Origin of the sequence: Streptomyces sp. NPDC026659 (genome assembly GCF_040638245.1) — a bacterium.
Taxonomy (GTDB): Bacteria; Actinomycetota; Actinomycetes; order Streptomycetales; family Streptomycetaceae; genus Streptomyces.
Genome location: NZ_JBEZXY010000001.1, coordinates 142,324 through 156,992 on the forward strand (window position 1 = coordinate 142,324; position 14,669 = coordinate 156,992).

General features: G+C 69.8%; 18 protein-coding genes, 3 pseudogenes and 1 riboswitch. Of the genes and pseudogenes, 9 read left to right on the forward strand and 12 right to left on the reverse strand.

The features are described from left to right. Positions 1-3: 3 nt before the first annotated feature. The 8 genes from AB0E91_RS00615 to AB0E91_RS00650 all read right to left on the reverse strand — a co-directional run bounded on the left by AB0E91_RS00615 (position 4) and on the right by AB0E91_RS00650 (position 6,178). Positions 4-1,212, reverse strand: coding sequence for an LLM class flavin-dependent oxidoreductase (locus tag AB0E91_RS00615; protein ID WP_361772989.1), 1,209 nt, complete (start codon positions 1,210-1,212; stop codon positions 4-6). 159 nt (positions 1,213-1,371) lie between these two features. Then, a complete protein-coding gene (locus AB0E91_RS00620; protein ID WP_361775062.1) occupies positions 1,372-1,584 on the reverse strand; it encodes a putative leader peptide in 213 nt (70 codons plus the stop codon). Positions 1,585-1,642: 58 nt separating this feature from the next. Then, the gene (locus AB0E91_RS00625) at positions 1,643-2,665 is read right to left on the reverse strand and encodes an ABC transporter substrate-binding protein (RefSeq protein WP_361772992.1); all 1,023 of its coding nucleotides are present in this window, start codon (positions 2,663-2,665) and stop codon (positions 1,643-1,645) included. Between the two features lie 86 nt (positions 2,666-2,751). Further along, a complete protein-coding gene (locus tag AB0E91_RS00630) occupies positions 2,752-3,540 on the reverse strand; it encodes an amino acid ABC transporter ATP-binding protein (protein WP_361772995.1) in 789 nt (262 codons plus the stop codon). Then, positions 3,537-4,511: an amino acid ABC transporter permease gene (locus tag AB0E91_RS00635; protein WP_361772998.1), complete on the reverse strand. Its 975-nt coding sequence runs from the start codon at positions 4,509-4,511 to the stop codon at positions 3,537-3,539. The genes AB0E91_RS00630 and AB0E91_RS00635 overlap by 4 nt, the downstream gene beginning before the upstream one ends. 148 nt (positions 4,512-4,659) lie before the next feature. Then, a complete protein-coding gene (locus AB0E91_RS00640; RefSeq protein ID WP_361773001.1) occupies positions 4,660-4,806 on the reverse strand; it encodes a hypothetical protein in 147 nt (48 codons plus the stop codon). Positions 4,807-4,841: 35 nt separating this feature from the next. Then, positions 4,842-4,951: riboswitch (SAM riboswitch) on the reverse strand. A 77-nt stretch (positions 4,952-5,028) separates the two neighbouring features. Beyond that, a complete protein-coding gene (locus tag AB0E91_RS00645; protein ID WP_361775065.1) occupies positions 5,029-5,916 on the reverse strand; it encodes a glutathione S-transferase C-terminal domain-containing protein in 888 nt (295 codons plus the stop codon). Between the two features lie 121 nt (positions 5,917-6,037). Then, positions 6,038-6,178 (reverse strand): putative leader peptide, encoded by a 141-nt coding sequence (locus AB0E91_RS00650; protein WP_361773004.1) that lies wholly within the window; start codon positions 6,176-6,178, stop codon positions 6,038-6,040. Positions 6,179-6,345: 167 nt separating this feature from the next. Here AB0E91_RS00650 and AB0E91_RS00655 point away from each other — a divergent pair, with 167 nt between their 5' ends. After that, entirely contained in the window at positions 6,346-6,963 is a 618-nt protein-coding gene (locus AB0E91_RS00655) for a LysE family translocator (RefSeq protein WP_361773007.1), read from the forward strand. A gap of 319 nt (positions 6,964-7,282) precedes the next feature. Here AB0E91_RS00655 and AB0E91_RS00660 read toward each other — a convergent pair whose 3' ends face one another. Further along, a complete protein-coding gene (locus AB0E91_RS00660; protein WP_361773010.1) occupies positions 7,283-7,636 on the reverse strand; it encodes a VOC family protein in 354 nt (117 codons plus the stop codon). A gap of 120 nt (positions 7,637-7,756) precedes the next feature. Here AB0E91_RS00660 and AB0E91_RS00665 point away from each other — a divergent pair. Continuing rightward, a pseudogene (locus tag AB0E91_RS00665) lies at positions 7,757-7,954 on the forward strand (IS481 family transposase); the annotation flags it as partial. Positions 7,955-8,241: 287 nt separating this feature from the next. On the opposite strand, the gene AB0E91_RS00670 reads toward AB0E91_RS00665, so the two are convergent. Beyond that, positions 8,242-8,715 carry a hypothetical protein gene (locus AB0E91_RS00670; RefSeq protein WP_361773013.1) on the reverse strand — a complete coding sequence of 158 codons (474 nt, stop codon included), beginning with the start codon at positions 8,713-8,715 and terminating at the stop codon, positions 8,242-8,244. Positions 8,716-8,858: 143 nt separating this feature from the next. On the opposite strand from AB0E91_RS00670, the gene AB0E91_RS00675 reads away from it, so the two are divergent. Beyond that, positions 8,859-9,059 carry a transposase gene (locus AB0E91_RS00675; protein ID WP_361773016.1) on the forward strand — a complete coding sequence of 67 codons (201 nt, stop codon included), beginning with the start codon at positions 8,859-8,861 and terminating at the stop codon, positions 9,057-9,059. A gap of 94 nt (positions 9,060-9,153) precedes the next feature. Here AB0E91_RS00675 and AB0E91_RS00680 read toward each other — a convergent pair whose 3' ends face one another. Next, positions 9,154-9,468 carry a hypothetical protein gene (locus AB0E91_RS00680; protein WP_361773019.1) on the reverse strand — a complete coding sequence of 105 codons (315 nt, stop codon included), beginning with the start codon at positions 9,466-9,468 and terminating at the stop codon, positions 9,154-9,156. A 399-nt stretch (positions 9,469-9,867) separates the two neighbouring features. Between AB0E91_RS00680 and AB0E91_RS00685 the strand changes: the two genes are divergently transcribed. The 3 genes and pseudogenes from AB0E91_RS00685 to AB0E91_RS00695 form a co-directional block, all read left to right on the forward strand. Further along, positions 9,868-10,878 (forward strand): aldo/keto reductase, encoded by a 1,011-nt coding sequence (locus tag AB0E91_RS00685; protein WP_361773022.1) that lies wholly within the window; start codon positions 9,868-9,870, stop codon positions 10,876-10,878. A 151-nt stretch (positions 10,879-11,029) separates the two neighbouring features. Continuing rightward, positions 11,030-11,285 (forward strand): annotated as a pseudogene (locus AB0E91_RS00690) (IS5/IS1182 family transposase); the annotation flags it as partial. A gap of 125 nt (positions 11,286-11,410) precedes the next feature. After that, positions 11,411-12,033, forward strand: a pseudogene (locus AB0E91_RS00695) (IS5 family transposase); the annotation flags it as partial. Between the two features lie 51 nt (positions 12,034-12,084). On the opposite strand, the gene AB0E91_RS00700 reads toward AB0E91_RS00695, so the two are convergent. Beyond that, positions 12,085-12,543: an Lrp/AsnC family transcriptional regulator gene (locus tag AB0E91_RS00700; protein ID WP_361773025.1), complete on the reverse strand. Its 459-nt coding sequence runs from the start codon at positions 12,541-12,543 to the stop codon at positions 12,085-12,087. A 171-nt stretch (positions 12,544-12,714) separates the two neighbouring features. Here AB0E91_RS00700 and AB0E91_RS00705 point away from each other — a divergent pair, with 171 nt between their 5' ends. The 3 genes from AB0E91_RS00705 to AB0E91_RS00715 all read left to right on the forward strand — a co-directional run bounded on the left by AB0E91_RS00705 (position 12,715) and on the right by AB0E91_RS00715 (position 14,636). Then, on the forward strand, positions 12,715-13,359 hold the full coding sequence (locus tag AB0E91_RS00705) for an AzlC family ABC transporter permease (protein ID WP_361775068.1): 645 nt from the start codon (positions 12,715-12,717) through the stop codon (positions 13,357-13,359). After that, positions 13,352-13,681, forward strand: coding sequence for an AzlD domain-containing protein (locus tag AB0E91_RS00710; protein WP_361773028.1), 330 nt, complete (start codon positions 13,352-13,354; stop codon positions 13,679-13,681). The genes AB0E91_RS00705 and AB0E91_RS00710 overlap by 8 nt, the downstream gene beginning before the upstream one ends. A 97-nt stretch (positions 13,682-13,778) precedes the next feature. Further along, positions 13,779-14,636 (forward strand): alpha/beta hydrolase, encoded by an 858-nt coding sequence (locus tag AB0E91_RS00715; RefSeq protein ID WP_361773031.1) that lies wholly within the window; start codon positions 13,779-13,781, stop codon positions 14,634-14,636. Positions 14,637-14,669: the final 33 nt, after the last annotated feature.

Here is a 14,669-nt window from a genome sequence, read left to right on the forward strand (position 1 = left end):
AGCTCAGGCGGCGTAACGGTTGGCGGGGCGGTCCAGGCCGAGGAGACCGCGCAGGGTGCGTGCCTCGTAGGCCGTGCGGAAGCGGCCCCGGCGTTGCAGCTCGGGCACCAGGTCGCGGCTGATCCGGAGCAGGTCGTGCCCGGTGACGGCGGGCCGCAGCCGGAACCCGGTGAGCCCGCTCCGGGCCAGCTCCTCCAGCAGATCGGCCAGTTGGGCGGCCGTCCCGGTGAAGACGCGGGCGTCGCTGGTGTACGGCTCGCCCGCCAGCTCGTCGAGTCGGCCGCGCCGGGCCTGCGCCCCGGCGGTCGTGTCGTCGAGGAAGACCACGAGGTCGCCGAAGACGTGCAGGGGCTCGCCGGCCCGGCCCGCCGCGTCCTGTTCGGCGCGTATCTCGGCGACTATGGCACGGGCGTCGGCCGCGCCGTACGGGGTGACGTAGCCGATGTCGGCCTGGCGGGCGACCAGCCGGTAGGGCCCGGTCTGGTGGGCCAGGGCCGTGACCAGGGGCTGGCCCTGGGGCGGGCGCGGGGTGATGGAGGGGCCCTTGACGCTGAAGTGGCGGCCCTCGAAGTCGATGTGGTGCAGCTTCTCGCGGTCGACGAAGCGGCCGGTGGCGGCATCCCGGATCTCCGCGTCGTCCTCCCAGCTGTCCCAGAGCCTGCGGATCACCTCCACGTGGTCGGCGGTCTCCTCCAGCAGGCCGGTCACCGTCTCCTGGGCGACCGGACTGTCGTAGGCGTCGATGGGGGCGATGACGCGGCGGCCGAAGTGCGCGGCCTCGTCGGGGCGGCCGCTGATCCGCACCCGGACGCCCGCGCGGCCGGTGCTGACGTAGTCGAGCGTGGCGATCGCCTTGGAGATGTGGAACGGCTCCGTGTGCGTGACCACCACCGTCGGGACCAGACCTATGTGCTGGGTGAGCGGGGCGACGCGCGCGGCGACGAGGACGGCGTCGAGCCTGCCGCGGACCTGGTCGGTGCGGTCGTCGGGCTGGAGGGGGTGCGCGGACTGCGGGGCGAGGCCGTCCTCGATGGTGACGAAGTCGAGCAGCCCGGCCTCGGCCTCGGCGACCTGGTCGGCCCAGTGGGCGGCGGTGAACAGCTCGTCGGGGCGGGCGGCCGGGTCGCGCCAGGAGGCGGGATGCCAGCCGGTGCCGTCTAGGGCGACGGCGAGATGCAGTCGGGAATCAGGGGATGCGGAAGCAGAGGGCACGAGGAACGCCTTCCTTGAGGGTCCTTGCGTGGGCGACATGAGAAGTGCGGGGGGGGCGGCGCGGGCGGGCGCGGGACGCACCGACCCTCGCGCGCGGAGGTGCGCGGCCGAGACGGAGGTCGGGAGATGCGCGGTGGAACGGAGGTCGGGAGATGCGCGTCAGGCGCGACAGAGCGCGCCGGCCACCCGCTGCAGGTCTATGTGCGGCCGGGAGTGCAGCAGAACGGAACGGCCGGTCCTCAGAAGGCGCGGGCACGGCACGCGGTCGAGCACCTGCGGCATGTCCCCCACCCCCTCCGGCCCTTGCACTTCGCGTCTCGTCATGAGGGCCAACGCGCGGCCGCCGGAACGTGTTCCCGACACGCCGAACATCACCCGTTCGCTTTTCCGCCGCAGGTCAGCAGCCTGTCAGCAGTGAGTCAGCAGTGGGTCAGGAGTTGTCCAGCGGCAGCCCGGGCGGGTTGATCTCCGCCTTGGTGACGGACTCGTCGGAGAGGTTGTAGGCGGCGAGCCACTTGGCGTACCGCCCCGAGTCGATCAGGTGGTCGAGGGCGTCCGCGAGGGGCTTGGCGAGCCCGCTGTCCTTCTTCGTGGTGGCCGCGATCAGCCCCTGGAGCCGGGCGCCCGCGCCGGAGAACGTGCCCGCGCTGCGGGTCGGGAAGGGCGACCCGGCGGTCTGCTTCACGTGGTAGGCGATGCCGGGGTTGGGCGCGAAGTAGGCGTCGATCCGGCCGCCGGTGAGCGCGAGGTAGGTGGCGTTCTTGCTGGCGAAGTTCTTGACGGTGAGGGTCCTGCCCTCCTTCTTCAGCTTGTCCCGCCATTCGAGGAGGATCTTCTCCTGGTTGGTGCCGTTGTCCACGGCGACCGTCTTCCCCGCGAGATTGCGGTAGTTCCCGCCGAAGTTCCAGCCGCTCTTCTTCAGCACCTCGAAGCCGACGTTGTCCTTGCGGTAGGAGGCGAAGTCGTACTTCCGCTTGCGTTCCTCGGTGTCGGTGATGTTGGCGAAGCCGACGTCGGCCTTGCCGCTGTCGATGCCGACGAACATGTTCTCCCAGGTGTAGTTGCGGATCTCGGGCCGCAGCCCGAGCACGGCGGCGACCAGCCGGGCGAGATCGGGCTCGGCGCCGGTCAGGGTCTTCTGGTCGGAGCCGACGAACGCGAGCGGCGGGAACCCGTCGGGCAGCGCGCCGACCGCGACCTTCAGCGTGCCGTCCTTCCGTACGGCGGCGGGGAGTTCGGCGCTGATGGACTTCACCTCGGCGACCTCGAGCCGGGTCTCGGTCGCGGCGCCGTTGGACACCTTCCCCACGGTGACCGTGCCCCGGGCGTCGGTCGTGGTCGCGGCGTCGCTCTCCCCGCCGCAGGCGGTGAGCAGGGTGGCGAGGAGGGCGGCGGCGGTCGCCGCGACGGTACCGCGCACCGCGCGGCGCCGGGTGATGAGGTCACGGGGCATGGCTGTCCTTGTCGTTCGTACGGGAGGGCGTTCGTACGGGAGGGCGTGGGGACGGGAGACCGGACGGTCTGCGAAAGAGGAGGAGTTCAGAGCACCTTGCTCAGGAAGTCACGTGTGCGTTCGTGCTGCGGTTTGTCCAACACCTCGGCGGGCGGCCCCTGTTCGACGATCCGGCCCTCGTCGATGAAGACGATCCGGTCGGCGACCTCGCGCGCGAAGCCGATCTCGTGAGTGACGATGACGAGCGTGGTGCCGCTGGAGGCCAAGTCCTTGATGACGGCCAGCACTTCGCCCACGAGTTCGGGGTCGAGTGCGGAGGTCGGCTCGTCGAAGAGGATGATGCCGGGCCGCAGCGCGAGGGCGCGCGCGATGGCCACGCGCTGCTGCTGGCCTCCGGACAGCTGGCGCGGATAGGCGCCGGTGCGGTCCGCGAGCCCGACCCGGCCGAGGAGTTCGTGGGCGAGTTCCCTCGCCTCGGGCTTGCCGAGGCGGCCGGTGGCCACGGGCGCGGCGGCGACGTTGCCGAGGGCGGTCAGATGCGGGAAGAGGTTGAAGTTCTGGAAGACGAACCCGATCCGGCCGCGCTGCGCGAGGATCGCCCGCTCGCTCAACTCCCGTAGCCTGCCCCGGTTTCCGCGTCGTACGCCGATCAGCTCGCCGCCGACGCTCACGTGGCCGATCTCGGGTTTCTCCAGGTGGTTGACGACGCGCAGCAGCGTGGACTTGCCCGAGCCGGAGGGGCCGAGGATGACGGTCACCTCACCGGGCCGCACGGTCAAGTCGATACCGTCGAGGACCTGTTGGGCCCCGTACCACTTGTGCACGCCGTGGATCTCCAGCGCGGCGGGGGCGGCCTCGTGGGCGGTGGGGGTCATACGGCGCTCTCCTCACGCAGCCGGGCGCGGAGTCCGGCGAGGGCGTTGCGGGCCCTCCGCAGCGGGGTCGGGGGCAGCGCGCGGGTGGCCCCGCGCGCGAAGTACCGCTCGACGTAGTACTGCACGACGGACACGGCGCTGGTCAGGATCAGGTACCAGACCGTGGCGACGAGCAGCAGCGGCACGATGTCGCCGGGGTAGGTACTGCCCATGCTCTGCACGGTGCCGAACAGGTCGAGCAGCGAGACGTAGAAGACGAGGGACGTGCTCTTGACGAGGCCGATGAGCTGGTTGACGTAGTTCGGCACGATGGAGCGGAGGGCCTGCGGGAGGACGATCCGCGTGAACCGGTAGCGCCGGGGCAGGCCCAGGGCGGCGGCCGCCTCGTGCTGGCCCTGGTCGACGGAGAGCAGTCCCCCACGGACGACCTCGGCGGCGTAGGCGGCCTCGTTCAGGGCGAGGCCGATCACGGCGACCGTCATGTCGGTGGCGAGCCGGGACTCGTCGAAGGTGACGAACGCGGGCCCGAAGGGGACGCCGAGGCTCACCGTGCGGTACAGCGCGCTGAAGTTGTAGAGAAAGATCAGGACGACGATCAGCGGCACCGAGCGGAACAGCCAGACGTACGTCCAGCTCACCACGCGCAGCACCGGGCTCCCGGAGAGCCGTCCGAGAGCGAGCACGATGCCGCCCAACAGCCCCAGCACGGCGGCCAGTCCGGCCACTTCGAGGGTGACCAGGAGTCCGTCGAGGACGGCGGGCCGCAGGAACCAGTAGCGGAATCGGTCCCATTGGTAGAAGGGGTTGGTGGCCAGACCGTGCCCGATCTGGGCGACCAGCACAAGGACGACGGCGGTGGCGATCCAGCGTCCGGGCCTGAACAGAGGCTGAACTCGCTGAGCTTGCAGTTTTTTTGATGTGACGTCAGATATGGGCGCGGCGGTGACGACGGCGCCTGGTGGTTCGCTCATGGGAGGGCTGCTCCGGCGGATTCGGGTGTCCCGGGGGTGCGCGGGGCCGTACCGCGGTCACGACGACGGCGTACGGCACACGGCGAGGCGGACGGCACACCGGTGAGCGGGGTGCGTCACGCAGAAACGCGGAAGAAAAGGCGGGCTGTCAGTCCTGACAGCGGCCCGGCGCCGTACACAGCGCGCTGCTGACCCGGAGCAGATCGACGGCGCGGTCGGCGACGAGGAGCCCGGCGTACGCAGGGACGCGACGGCCGTGGGAGCGGCCGTGGGCCGTCCTGGGGGTCGCGTTCATGGCGTCACCTGTTCACTGTCCAGGCCCCGCGGGGCCCCTCGCGCTTACCGAAGTCGTCGTCGGTCCGGTCGTCACCTGGGGCACCCCACCGCGATGCGAGGGTTGCCGGTCAGCGAGCCAGGGCTTGGCGCTGACGCTCATGACCGTTCTGTGCGGCAAGTAAGGCATTCGGCCGTTCGAATGTCAACGGTCGTCCGGCAGTTGGACGCTGCCGGACCGTTCTCACCTGCGCGGAGTGCGCGGGAGGTCGGCGGAGTGGGCGGCCCAGTCCAGGATCTGGACAGCGGCGCCGGCCGCTTCGAGACCCTGGCAGTGGCCGTGGTGCCTGCGGGCGATGCCGTCGAGGTCGAGGTGGGTGCCGAAGGCGGGGTGGGCGGCGAGCCGACGGGCGTACGACCAGAGGGCCGGGTGGTCCGCGATGCGGTGGACGGCGGAGGCGTCGAGGTGGCAGCGGTGCACGGTGTCGAGCTGGACCAGGCAGACCCAGAGGTGGATGTCGGCGGCCGTGATCCGCCCGTCGACCAGGTATTCCTCGCCGGTCAGCCAGCGCTCGAGGCGCCCGAGGGCATCCAGCAGGCCGTCGAGGGCAGCGGCACGTGCGGCGGGGTCGGTGTCGGCGGCGCCCGCGTACTGCGCGGTCTGCTCGATCTCCTCGGCGCAGAGGCGTTCGACGGCCCCGATGGTGGACTCCCAGCCGGTGGGGTGGAGGGGGTCGCCGTGGTGCGGGAGGCGGTCGAGGTCGCGCAGGATGTCGGGGGCGTGGGCGCTGACGATGCGGCCGGACCAGCCGTCGCTGAGCACGGGGTCGTGGGCGGGGCCGGTGTAGCGGTGCGCGCTGGCGTCGTACAGCGGGCGCAGTGCCGCGTGGCCGCCGCCGGGACAGTCGGGGACGGCGGGCAGGAGGGTGACCGGACAGGCGTCGCCGAGGCCGAGGAGGCTGTGGCCGATGGCGAGCCGGAGGCCGTCGGCACAGGCGGTGGAGAGGTGGAGCCGGTAGCGGTGCGGGGCGGCGTAGTGGCCGCTGCGCGCGTCCCGGCCGATGCGGCCCCGGAAGGGGGCGGCGGCGGTGCGGTGCGCGGACGGGGCAGCGGCGAGCGGGGTGGAGGACAGCGGAGTGGAGGACAGCGGAGTGATGGACATACGTCTCCCCTGGGTGGATGGGCACGCGGAGATGCGCGCGACGGCGGAAACGGCGTCGGTGGGGGCGTCGTCGCCCCGGTGGGGAAAGGCGTCAGACCAGGCTGATCGCGCTGGACACGCGCAGGAGGTCGATGTGCCGACGGGAGGTGAGCAGGGGGGAGTCGACGATCCGGAGGGGCACGCACGACGCCCTGCGGCCCATCGGGCCGGAGACCGTCACCAGGCGCACCATGTTTCCCTACCTGTTCACTAGGCTTCCCTAGGGGGAGTGTCGGGGCGGTCCGGCGCGGCGTCAAGAGGGCGTTCACGCCCGATGGCCTCTTTCCGCTCTGTTCAGCGGGCCGCCGGGGGTGTTGGGTGGCCCCGGGACTCTCCGGAAGGGCGACCACTGTGTGGATCATGGGTTTTCTGGCGGCCGCCCTGCTGGTCGCGCTGACTCCTGGAGCCAACAATCTCCTGGCCCTGCGCCATGGCATGGCACGCGGTTTCCTCGCCTCGATGACCGGTGTCTGCGGCCGTCTCGTCGCCTTCGCCGTCCTGGTCCTCGCGGTCGTGGCCGGTCTCGGCCCGCTGCTGTCGGCCTCGGAGTGGGCGCTGACGGCCATCAAGTGGGCGGGCGTCGCCTACCTCCTCTACCTGGGCGTCACCATCCTCTGGACGAGCTTCCGCCAGGGCGGCGGCCGCCCTCTCGATCCGCCCACCGGCGACCGGCCGCCGCTGAAGTCCCTGGCCCGCAAGGAGTTTTTGGTCGCCATCACCAACCCGAAGGCCATCCTGGTCTTCACCGCCTTCGTCCCCCAGTTCGTCACCCCCGCCCACGGCTCCGTCACCGCCCAACTGGCCACCCTCGGCGCCGCCTACCTCGCCGCCGAGGCGACCGCCGCGGCCGTCTTCGCGGCGGCGGGCACGGCGATGGGAGCGATCCGCCTGAGCCGCCGCGCCCACCGCCGCCTGGACCGGGCGACGGGCGGGGTGCTGCTGGGGATGGCGGGGGTACTGGCGGCGGAGTCGGCGTGAATGGGGCGGGCGCTCGTTGCCGGTGGTCCAGCCCGTGTCCGCAAAGTGGCGCCTGGCTCGCGGCGTCCGGCACTCCCCCAAGCTCTGCGAGCAGGGGGTGCCCCCACTCGCCGCGTTGTCGGGATCACCCGCCAGTCGTGACGGCCGGACTCGCACCGCGCCTCCCAGCGTGAGGCGAGCTCGACCGCGAGAGCGCCCAGGTGCTCCTCCGACAGGCCGCAGCAGGCGTAGTGGGACATGGTTGCGCGGGCCTGACCAAGGTTCACGCCTCGACAACACAGTGATCCACCCGCACGTCACAGCCTGCGTCAGGATGCGGTCAGGCGGGCTGCCACAGCTCGACCCGATTGCCCTCAGGATCGGTGACCCAGCCGAACCGGCCGACACCCTCCATGTCCTGGATGTCCTCGGACACGTCCGCTCCCTTGGTACGCAGTTGTGCGAGCATCGCATCCAGGTCGTGGACCCGGAAGTTGAGCATGGAGCGCTGATCGCGGGACCCGAAGTAGTCGGTCTCGGACTCGAACGTCGCGAACACCGTCGGCCCGGCTGCCTGACGCCACAGGCCGTGCTCGTCAGAGTCCAGGCCCAGGCAGTCGCGATACCAAGTGGTCAGGGCCTCCGGGTCGGCAGCCCGCATGAAGTATCCGCCGATTCCAAGTACACGTTCCATGCCGCCATCCTGTCAGGACGGCGATCGGGCGGGCCTGGCACCACACCATCACCCGCTTCACCCCCGTGTCCATCACGGGGAACTCGTCATTCGTCTCCATCACGGGGAACTCGTCATTGATCCGCCCGCCGGATCACCCTTGAACTCGCGAGCCAAGGTGTGCGGCTCAGCGAGCGCACCGTAGGCCGGTGGCCGGCGCGCCTGGGCATCAACCAGCGCCGCTTCCTCGACTCCGACGGCGGTGGGTGGCGAGCCCACGGACGCGGCTCCGAGCAGGCCAGAGCCGCACTGCGCGCAAAGACCAGTGGAGTCAAGGCGTCCACTACGACTACCACCGGCCTCACGCCTCACGCCTCCACGTGAGCGTCACCAACGTCCTGGCGGCAACACCTGGTGGTGGCATGAGGCCGGCGTCTTCGAGACGCCGCACGGCATCCTGCTCGCCGAGTTGCACGCGGCCGACGCCCTGGACTGGACCGGGCCTGCGTGGATGCCTCCCACATCCGCGCGAAAAAGGGGGCGAGGCGACCGGCCCGTCACCGGTCGACCGCGGGAAGAGAAGAGCTGCTCGCCCGGCGGCATCTTGAAGCGGTCGGGAGATCCGTTCAGCCGACGGTGAAGCGCTGGTTCTGGGCGCCTCGGTCGCAGCGGGCAGTGCGGTAGTAGCCGTTGTCCTGCTGGTAGAGGCAGCGGCCCGTGCCGACGCTTTGGAGCATGATGGCGCTGCGGGCGGCGGGCTGGACGGTGCGCCACTTCTGGTATGAGCCGCCGTTACAACGCTGGGGGTAGACGTCGCCCCGGTCATTGCTGTCGAGGCAGCGGCCCCAGAAGTTGTTCTTAAGAGTGGTGCTGGTGTTGAGGCGGCCGTTCCACTGCCACCGGAGGCTGCCGCGTCCGGTAGTGCAACGGTCGCCCTTGAGGCCGGTTTCGGAGTTCTCGCGCAGGCAGTCACCGTAGCGGTAGTTCGCGAAGCGGCTGGTGGCGGTGGCAGCCGAGGCAGATGTGGGGGTGAGAAGGGGGAGGGCGAGGCCGACTGCGGCGATGAGGGCGGCGAAGGCTTTCCGGGTCGGGCGGCGCACTGAGGGTCTCCTTACGGTGGTTTTCAGAGGTACCTCAACAGGATCCCCCGAACACCATCGCCTACGCCTGACAAATGGGGAAAACACGCTGAAGACCGGGTCAGGCAGGACTTTCTAAGCGAAACAGATATTAAGAACTCGTAATGCGATCTTGTGAATGGGTGTTGGTCGAGCCGTTGCTGCCGCCGTGGCCGCGGAAGGCTCCCGGCCCGAGGCCCGTGGATGACCGGCGGTGCCCGCAGGGCGTCCCGTACGTGCTCTACAACGACGCCAGTCGGCAACTGCTGCCGCTGGAGCTGGGGTTCGGCTCCGGACAGACGTGCCGGCGTCGGCTAGTGCTCTGACCGCATTGGTTCACCGGGATGCGGGTCATGCATTTTGGCGTGGAGGCGTCCGCTCCATCGGATGCCCATCTACGGAGCCTTTCCGGGCGAAGGACTACTTTTCGCGCAGGCTGGCAATCTCGGCGGCCAGCACAGCCATGTCGCGGACGTGCGTGTAGTACTCGGCCGCGTACTCGTCGTCGATCGCCGGGAGGACCCTCGCGAACACCGTCGTCAGCCGCGTCAAGCCTGCCCGGTGCTGCTCGCCGAGTGGGCCTTCACGAACGACGGCTGCATAGCCATAGATGTCCGCGTCGAGCAACACCATGTCCTGGCCCTGGACGTCCAGGCCGCGGAAGCCGGACGGGAACGGCCTGGCCATGTGCTCGGCCATCACTTGGGCAAGCGTGTCGAGCTTTTCTTCAAGCATGTGGGAGATCCTGCCAGGCACGGGCTCGCGGCTTTGGACCGGATGCTCCGGCAGGCCCTAAATACACGCGCGCCCAACCCGGCGGACTTAGAGATTCCGCGGGTAGGGGCGCCGTCGCGAGCGCCGCGATACCGCCGACCGGACCAGCGGAATCTCTTAGTGATCGAGCGATGCTCGGTCGTGGCGACGGACCCGCGAGGGCGGTTTGCCGTCGGGGGGTTGAGTAGTGCCCCACGCGCTCGGCCGAGAATTGACAGTTTGTTACTCGCTACCACTGGGTTCTCTGATACTCCTGGCCGAAACGGTCGAAACCTGACAGGGCGCGCATGCCCCACGCCTCCGAATTCCAGACCGAGACGTATTGCGTTAGAGCGCACTCCAATTCCTAGGTTCGGAAGCATGCGCTACATCAAACTCGGAACGACCGGACTGGAAGTCTCCGCCATCACCCTCGGCTGTATGAGCTTCGGCGAGCCGGACCGGGGCGGCGAGCCCTGGTCGCTGGGCGCGGACGCCAGCCGGGACATCATCAAGCAGGCCCTCGAGGGCGGCGTCAACTTCCTCGACACGGCCAATGGGTACAGCGCCGGAATCAGCGAGGAGATCGTCGGCCAGGCGGTCAAGGACTTCACCCGGCGCGAGGAGGTCGTTCTCTCGACCAAGGTCTGGATGCGGATGCGCCCCGGCCCGAACGGCGCCGGGCTGTCCCGCAAGGCGATCTTCGCCGAGCTCGACGCCTCCCTGAAGCGACTGGGGACCGACTACATCGACCTGTACCAGATCCACCGCTGGGACTACGACACCCCGATCGAGGAAACCCTTGAGGCGCTGCACGACGTGGTCAAGTCCGGGAAGGTCCGCTACATCGGAGCCTCTTCCATGTACGCCTGGCAGTTCGCCAAGGCCCTGTACGTGGCTGACCTGAACGGCTGGACCCGGTTCGTGTCGATGCAGGACCACTACAACCTCATCCACCGGGAGGCAGAGCGGGAGATGCTCCCGCTCTGCGCCGACCAGGGCATCGGCGTGATCCCGTGGAGCCCGCTGGCGCGGGGCAGGCTGACGCGGGTCCGGGACACTGCCACGGCGCGTGCCGAGACCGACGAGGGCGGCAAGATCCTCTACCGCGACGGGGACCAGGCGGTGGCCGAGCGCGTCCACGAGATCGCAGGCAAGCGGGGTCTGTCCGCGGCCCAGGTCGCCCTGGCCTGGGTCATGCGCAACCCGGCGGTGACCTCGCCCATCGTCGGGGTCACCAAGCCGGCCCAGTTGGCCGACGCGGTCGCCGCGGTGGATGTCGAACTCGACGAAGACGAGGCCGCCTACTTGGAGGAGCCCTACCAGCCGCACGAGGCCGCCTACCTGGAGGAGTCCTTCTACAAGTCGCGGCCCGTGGCGGGCTCCCGGTAGTCCGGGCTACCGTCGGGCCTTCGACGAGTCCTTGGCCTCGGCCTTCACAGCCCTGTGGTCGGCCCGGCGGTGCTTGCGGGCGGTCGCGCGCAACTGCATGATCCGCGCGCTGCCCGCCAGCGCAGTGAGCAGGATGTCCGTTACCGCGGTTGACGCGGGCTACGACTCCACGGTCACCCGCAAACTGCTGACCTGCCTCGGCTGCGAGTGGCGGATCCAGCCCAAGGGCGTCGTGACCCCGATCAACCACACTCGCCGCTGGGTCGTCGAGCGCACCAACTCCTGGTACAGCCGCGGCTTCAACTTCACCCTGTCCTGCACGGAACGTCGAGCGGTCGTCATCAACGCACTGATCGCGTTGATGACCGCGATCATCGTGATCCGACGCCTCATCCGCGAAGCCTGGACCAGCCAACGCTGGGACACACGGCCAGCCCGCCGACCATGACGCCTTGTCCTCTACCTGCGGAATCTCTTATGCGGTCAGAGCACTAGGCCATTTCTTTCAGATCATCGGATCGTTGGTTGATGTGTGTCGTTGACTGACGCCCAGTGGGCGCGGATCGAGCCGTTGTTGCCGGACCGGGCTTCGAAGCGGGGTGGGCGGTGGAGGGATCACCGGGAGGTGATCGACGCGATCGCGTTCAAGTACCGCACCGGGACGCCGTGGACGGACCTGCCCGAGCACTTCGGGTCGTGGAAGGGCGCTCACAACCGCCTGCGCATGCGGGCCGTCGACGGCACCTGGGAGAAGGTCTTCACCGCGCCGCTCGCCCAGGCCGACGCCGAGGGCGACCTCGACTGGGTCGTCGCGGTCGACTCCACGATCGTCCGTGCCCACCAGCACGCCGCCGGGGCCCGTCAAAAGGGGCCCCGGCCGGCGAGCCGGACGACCATGCCCTCGGACGCCCCCGCGGTGGACCGACCACCAAGATCCACCTCGCCGCGGACAGCCGCGGCCGCCCACCGGCCTTCGTCCTCACGCCCGGCCAGGCAGGTGACGCACCCGCGTTCACCCAAGTCATGACCCGCTTACGGGTACCCCGGCCGGTCGGCCGCCCCAGGACCACGCCCGACGTGGTCCTGACCGACCAGGCGTACTCGTCCCGCGCGTTCCGAACACATCTCCGCCGACGCGGTATCCGTGCGGTGATGACGCTGCGAGGCCCGCCCTCCGGGCGGACGACAGGACTTTGCGGACACGGCCTAGCCGTTGGCCTTGATCTCCTTCATGGTCAGATGGGATTCGAGCCGCCGGACCGCGGGCAGGCCACTGAGCTTGCCGGTGAGAAAGGCTTCGTAGGCGGCGTGGTCGGCGACGGCGACGCGGATGAAGTAATCGGGGCGCCCGTACATGCGACGAAACTCGATGACCTCCTCGTAGGAGGCCACGGTGTTCTCGAACTCCTCGAAGCTCTTGCGGTCCTGGGCATAGATCTCGACATCGATGAGGACCTCCAGGCCGCGCCCCAGGGCCTCGGGACTGATGACAGCCCGGTATCCGGTGATGACACCGGCCTCTTCCAGCCGCTTGACCCGGCGCAGGCAGGGCGGCGGAGTCAGCCCGACCCGTTTCGCCAGTTCGACGTTGGTCAGTCGCCCGTCCCGACTCAAGTGGAACAGAATGTCGCGATCCACGGCATCGAGGCCCGTTTCATTGCTCATATGGCGAGCGTAGCGCCATAACTGGCAACCATATTAGGTGAATAAATTCCTAGAATTGCGCACATGGGAACACCTTCTGCCATCAACCGAGATCGGCCTCGGCCCGCGCCACGGGAACCCGAGTCCGTGACGCCGTCCCACGCGCGTGCGGCGTTCAAGGACTCTCTCGGCGTGGGCCTGGCGTTCCTCCCCCTCGGACTCGCCTTCGGGGCGCTGGTGACGCAGTCGGACCTGCCGTGGTGGTGGGCGGGGCTGTCGGCGGTACTCGTCTTCGGCGGATCGTTCGAGTTCCTGCTCATCGGAATGGTCACGACCGCTGTCCCTTTGGCAGCCATCGCACTGTCCGCCTTCATGGTCAACGTCCGGCACGTCTTCTACGCGCTGTCCTTCCCCCTGCATCGCGTGCACAGCCGGCTCGGCAAGGCGTACAGCAGCTACGCCCTCTGCGACGAGGCCTACGCGCTGGCCACCAGGGAGCGGGCACGCGGCTGGTCCGGTCGACGCGTCCTGTGGCTCCAGCTCTTCCTGCACTTGTACTGGACGGCCAGCTCCACCGCCGGAGCCCTGCTGGGCACCCTCATCCCCCATGGCGTCACCGGTCTTGACTTCGCGCTGACGGCCTTGTTCACCGTGCTGGCCCTCGACGCCGTACGGAACCTGCGCGGCGACCTGCCCACCCCGGCGCTGGCCCTGCTCAGCGCCCTGGCCGCCCGGCTTCTCTTCCCGGACCAGATGCTTCTGACCGCCTTCGCCCTCTTCACCGCGGGCCTCATGGCCCGTCACCTCATGACCCGCAGGAAGCCAAGTCATGCCTGACATCCCTTACGTCGTCGCTGCCGTTCTCGTCGCCGCCGCCGTCACCTGGGCGCTGCGCGCCCTGCCCTTCGCCGTCCTCACCCCACTGCGCGACAGCGGGGCCGTCCAATACCTCAGCACCCGCATGCCCGCCGGGGTCATGCTGATCCTGGTCGTCTACTGCCTGCCCGACCTCTCTCTGCCACACGCGCGTTCCCTGACCTCGCTGACCGCCCTCGCCGTCACCGTCGGCCTCCATCTCTGGCGCCGCAACGCACTGCTGAGCATCCTCGGCGGCACAGCCGTCCACGTAGCTCTGGCCAGCACCGTCTTCGCCCACTGAGCCGGCCCGCCGAGTCGCCCGGACCAAAGCTCGGGCCGTCCTCGGCGAACGCTCATCGCACGCGCTCCGGCCCCGGACGCTTACGTAACATCGCCCCATGAGCCAAGTCCTCACCATCGCCCGCCCGCCCGGCGTCCAGGGAGTCCGACTGGAGACCGGGCGGGGCGTCTTCGCCGCGCTCGCCGCCGTGCCGACGGGCTCCGCGCGACGCGGTACCGCGCTGCTCGTGCCGGGGTTCAACGGCAGCAAGGAGGACTTCCTGCCGCTGCTGCCGGGGCTGAGCGAGGCGGGGTACGCGGTGTACGCCGTGGATCAGCGCGGGCAGTACGAGACGGGTCCGGCGTCCGTCGCCCCGGCCTACGACAGCGACTCCGCCGCGGCGGACGCGGTGTCGCTCGCCGAGGCGCTCGACGCGGGTCCTGTGCATCTGGTGGGACACTCCTACGGCGGACTCGTGTCCCGCCTCGCCGTACTCAACAGCGTTGCCCCCGAGGCCACTTGGGCCTCCCTCACGCTGATGAACTTCGGCCCGGCGGAGGTCGGGACACCCACGCGGGAGCGGCTGGAGCTGCTCCTCGACGCCCTCGGCAGCATGGCCGTACCCGACCTGTGGCCGTATCTCCGCCCCGCAGAGGACGGCATCCCCGCGGACGTCCTGGCCTTCCTCTCCGACCGCTGGGCGCGCAACGAGCCCGAGGCGCTGCGACTCGCCGCCCGGCAGTTGCTGACCGAGCCGGACCGCACAACCGATCTCAAGGGCAAGGGAGTTCCACTCTCGGTCGTCTTCGGCACCCCGGACGACACCTGGTCGGAGCAGGAGGCCGAGGCCATGGCGGAGGCTCTCGGCGCGCCGTTCACGAAGATCCCCGAGGGGGGCCACTCCCCCAACGTCCAGCGCCCGGCGGCGGTGATCGAGGCGCTGACGGGCTTCTGGTCGTCGCCCGCGTCCGGATGAGACACCGCTGACGCGCCTTCCGGCTGTCGGCAC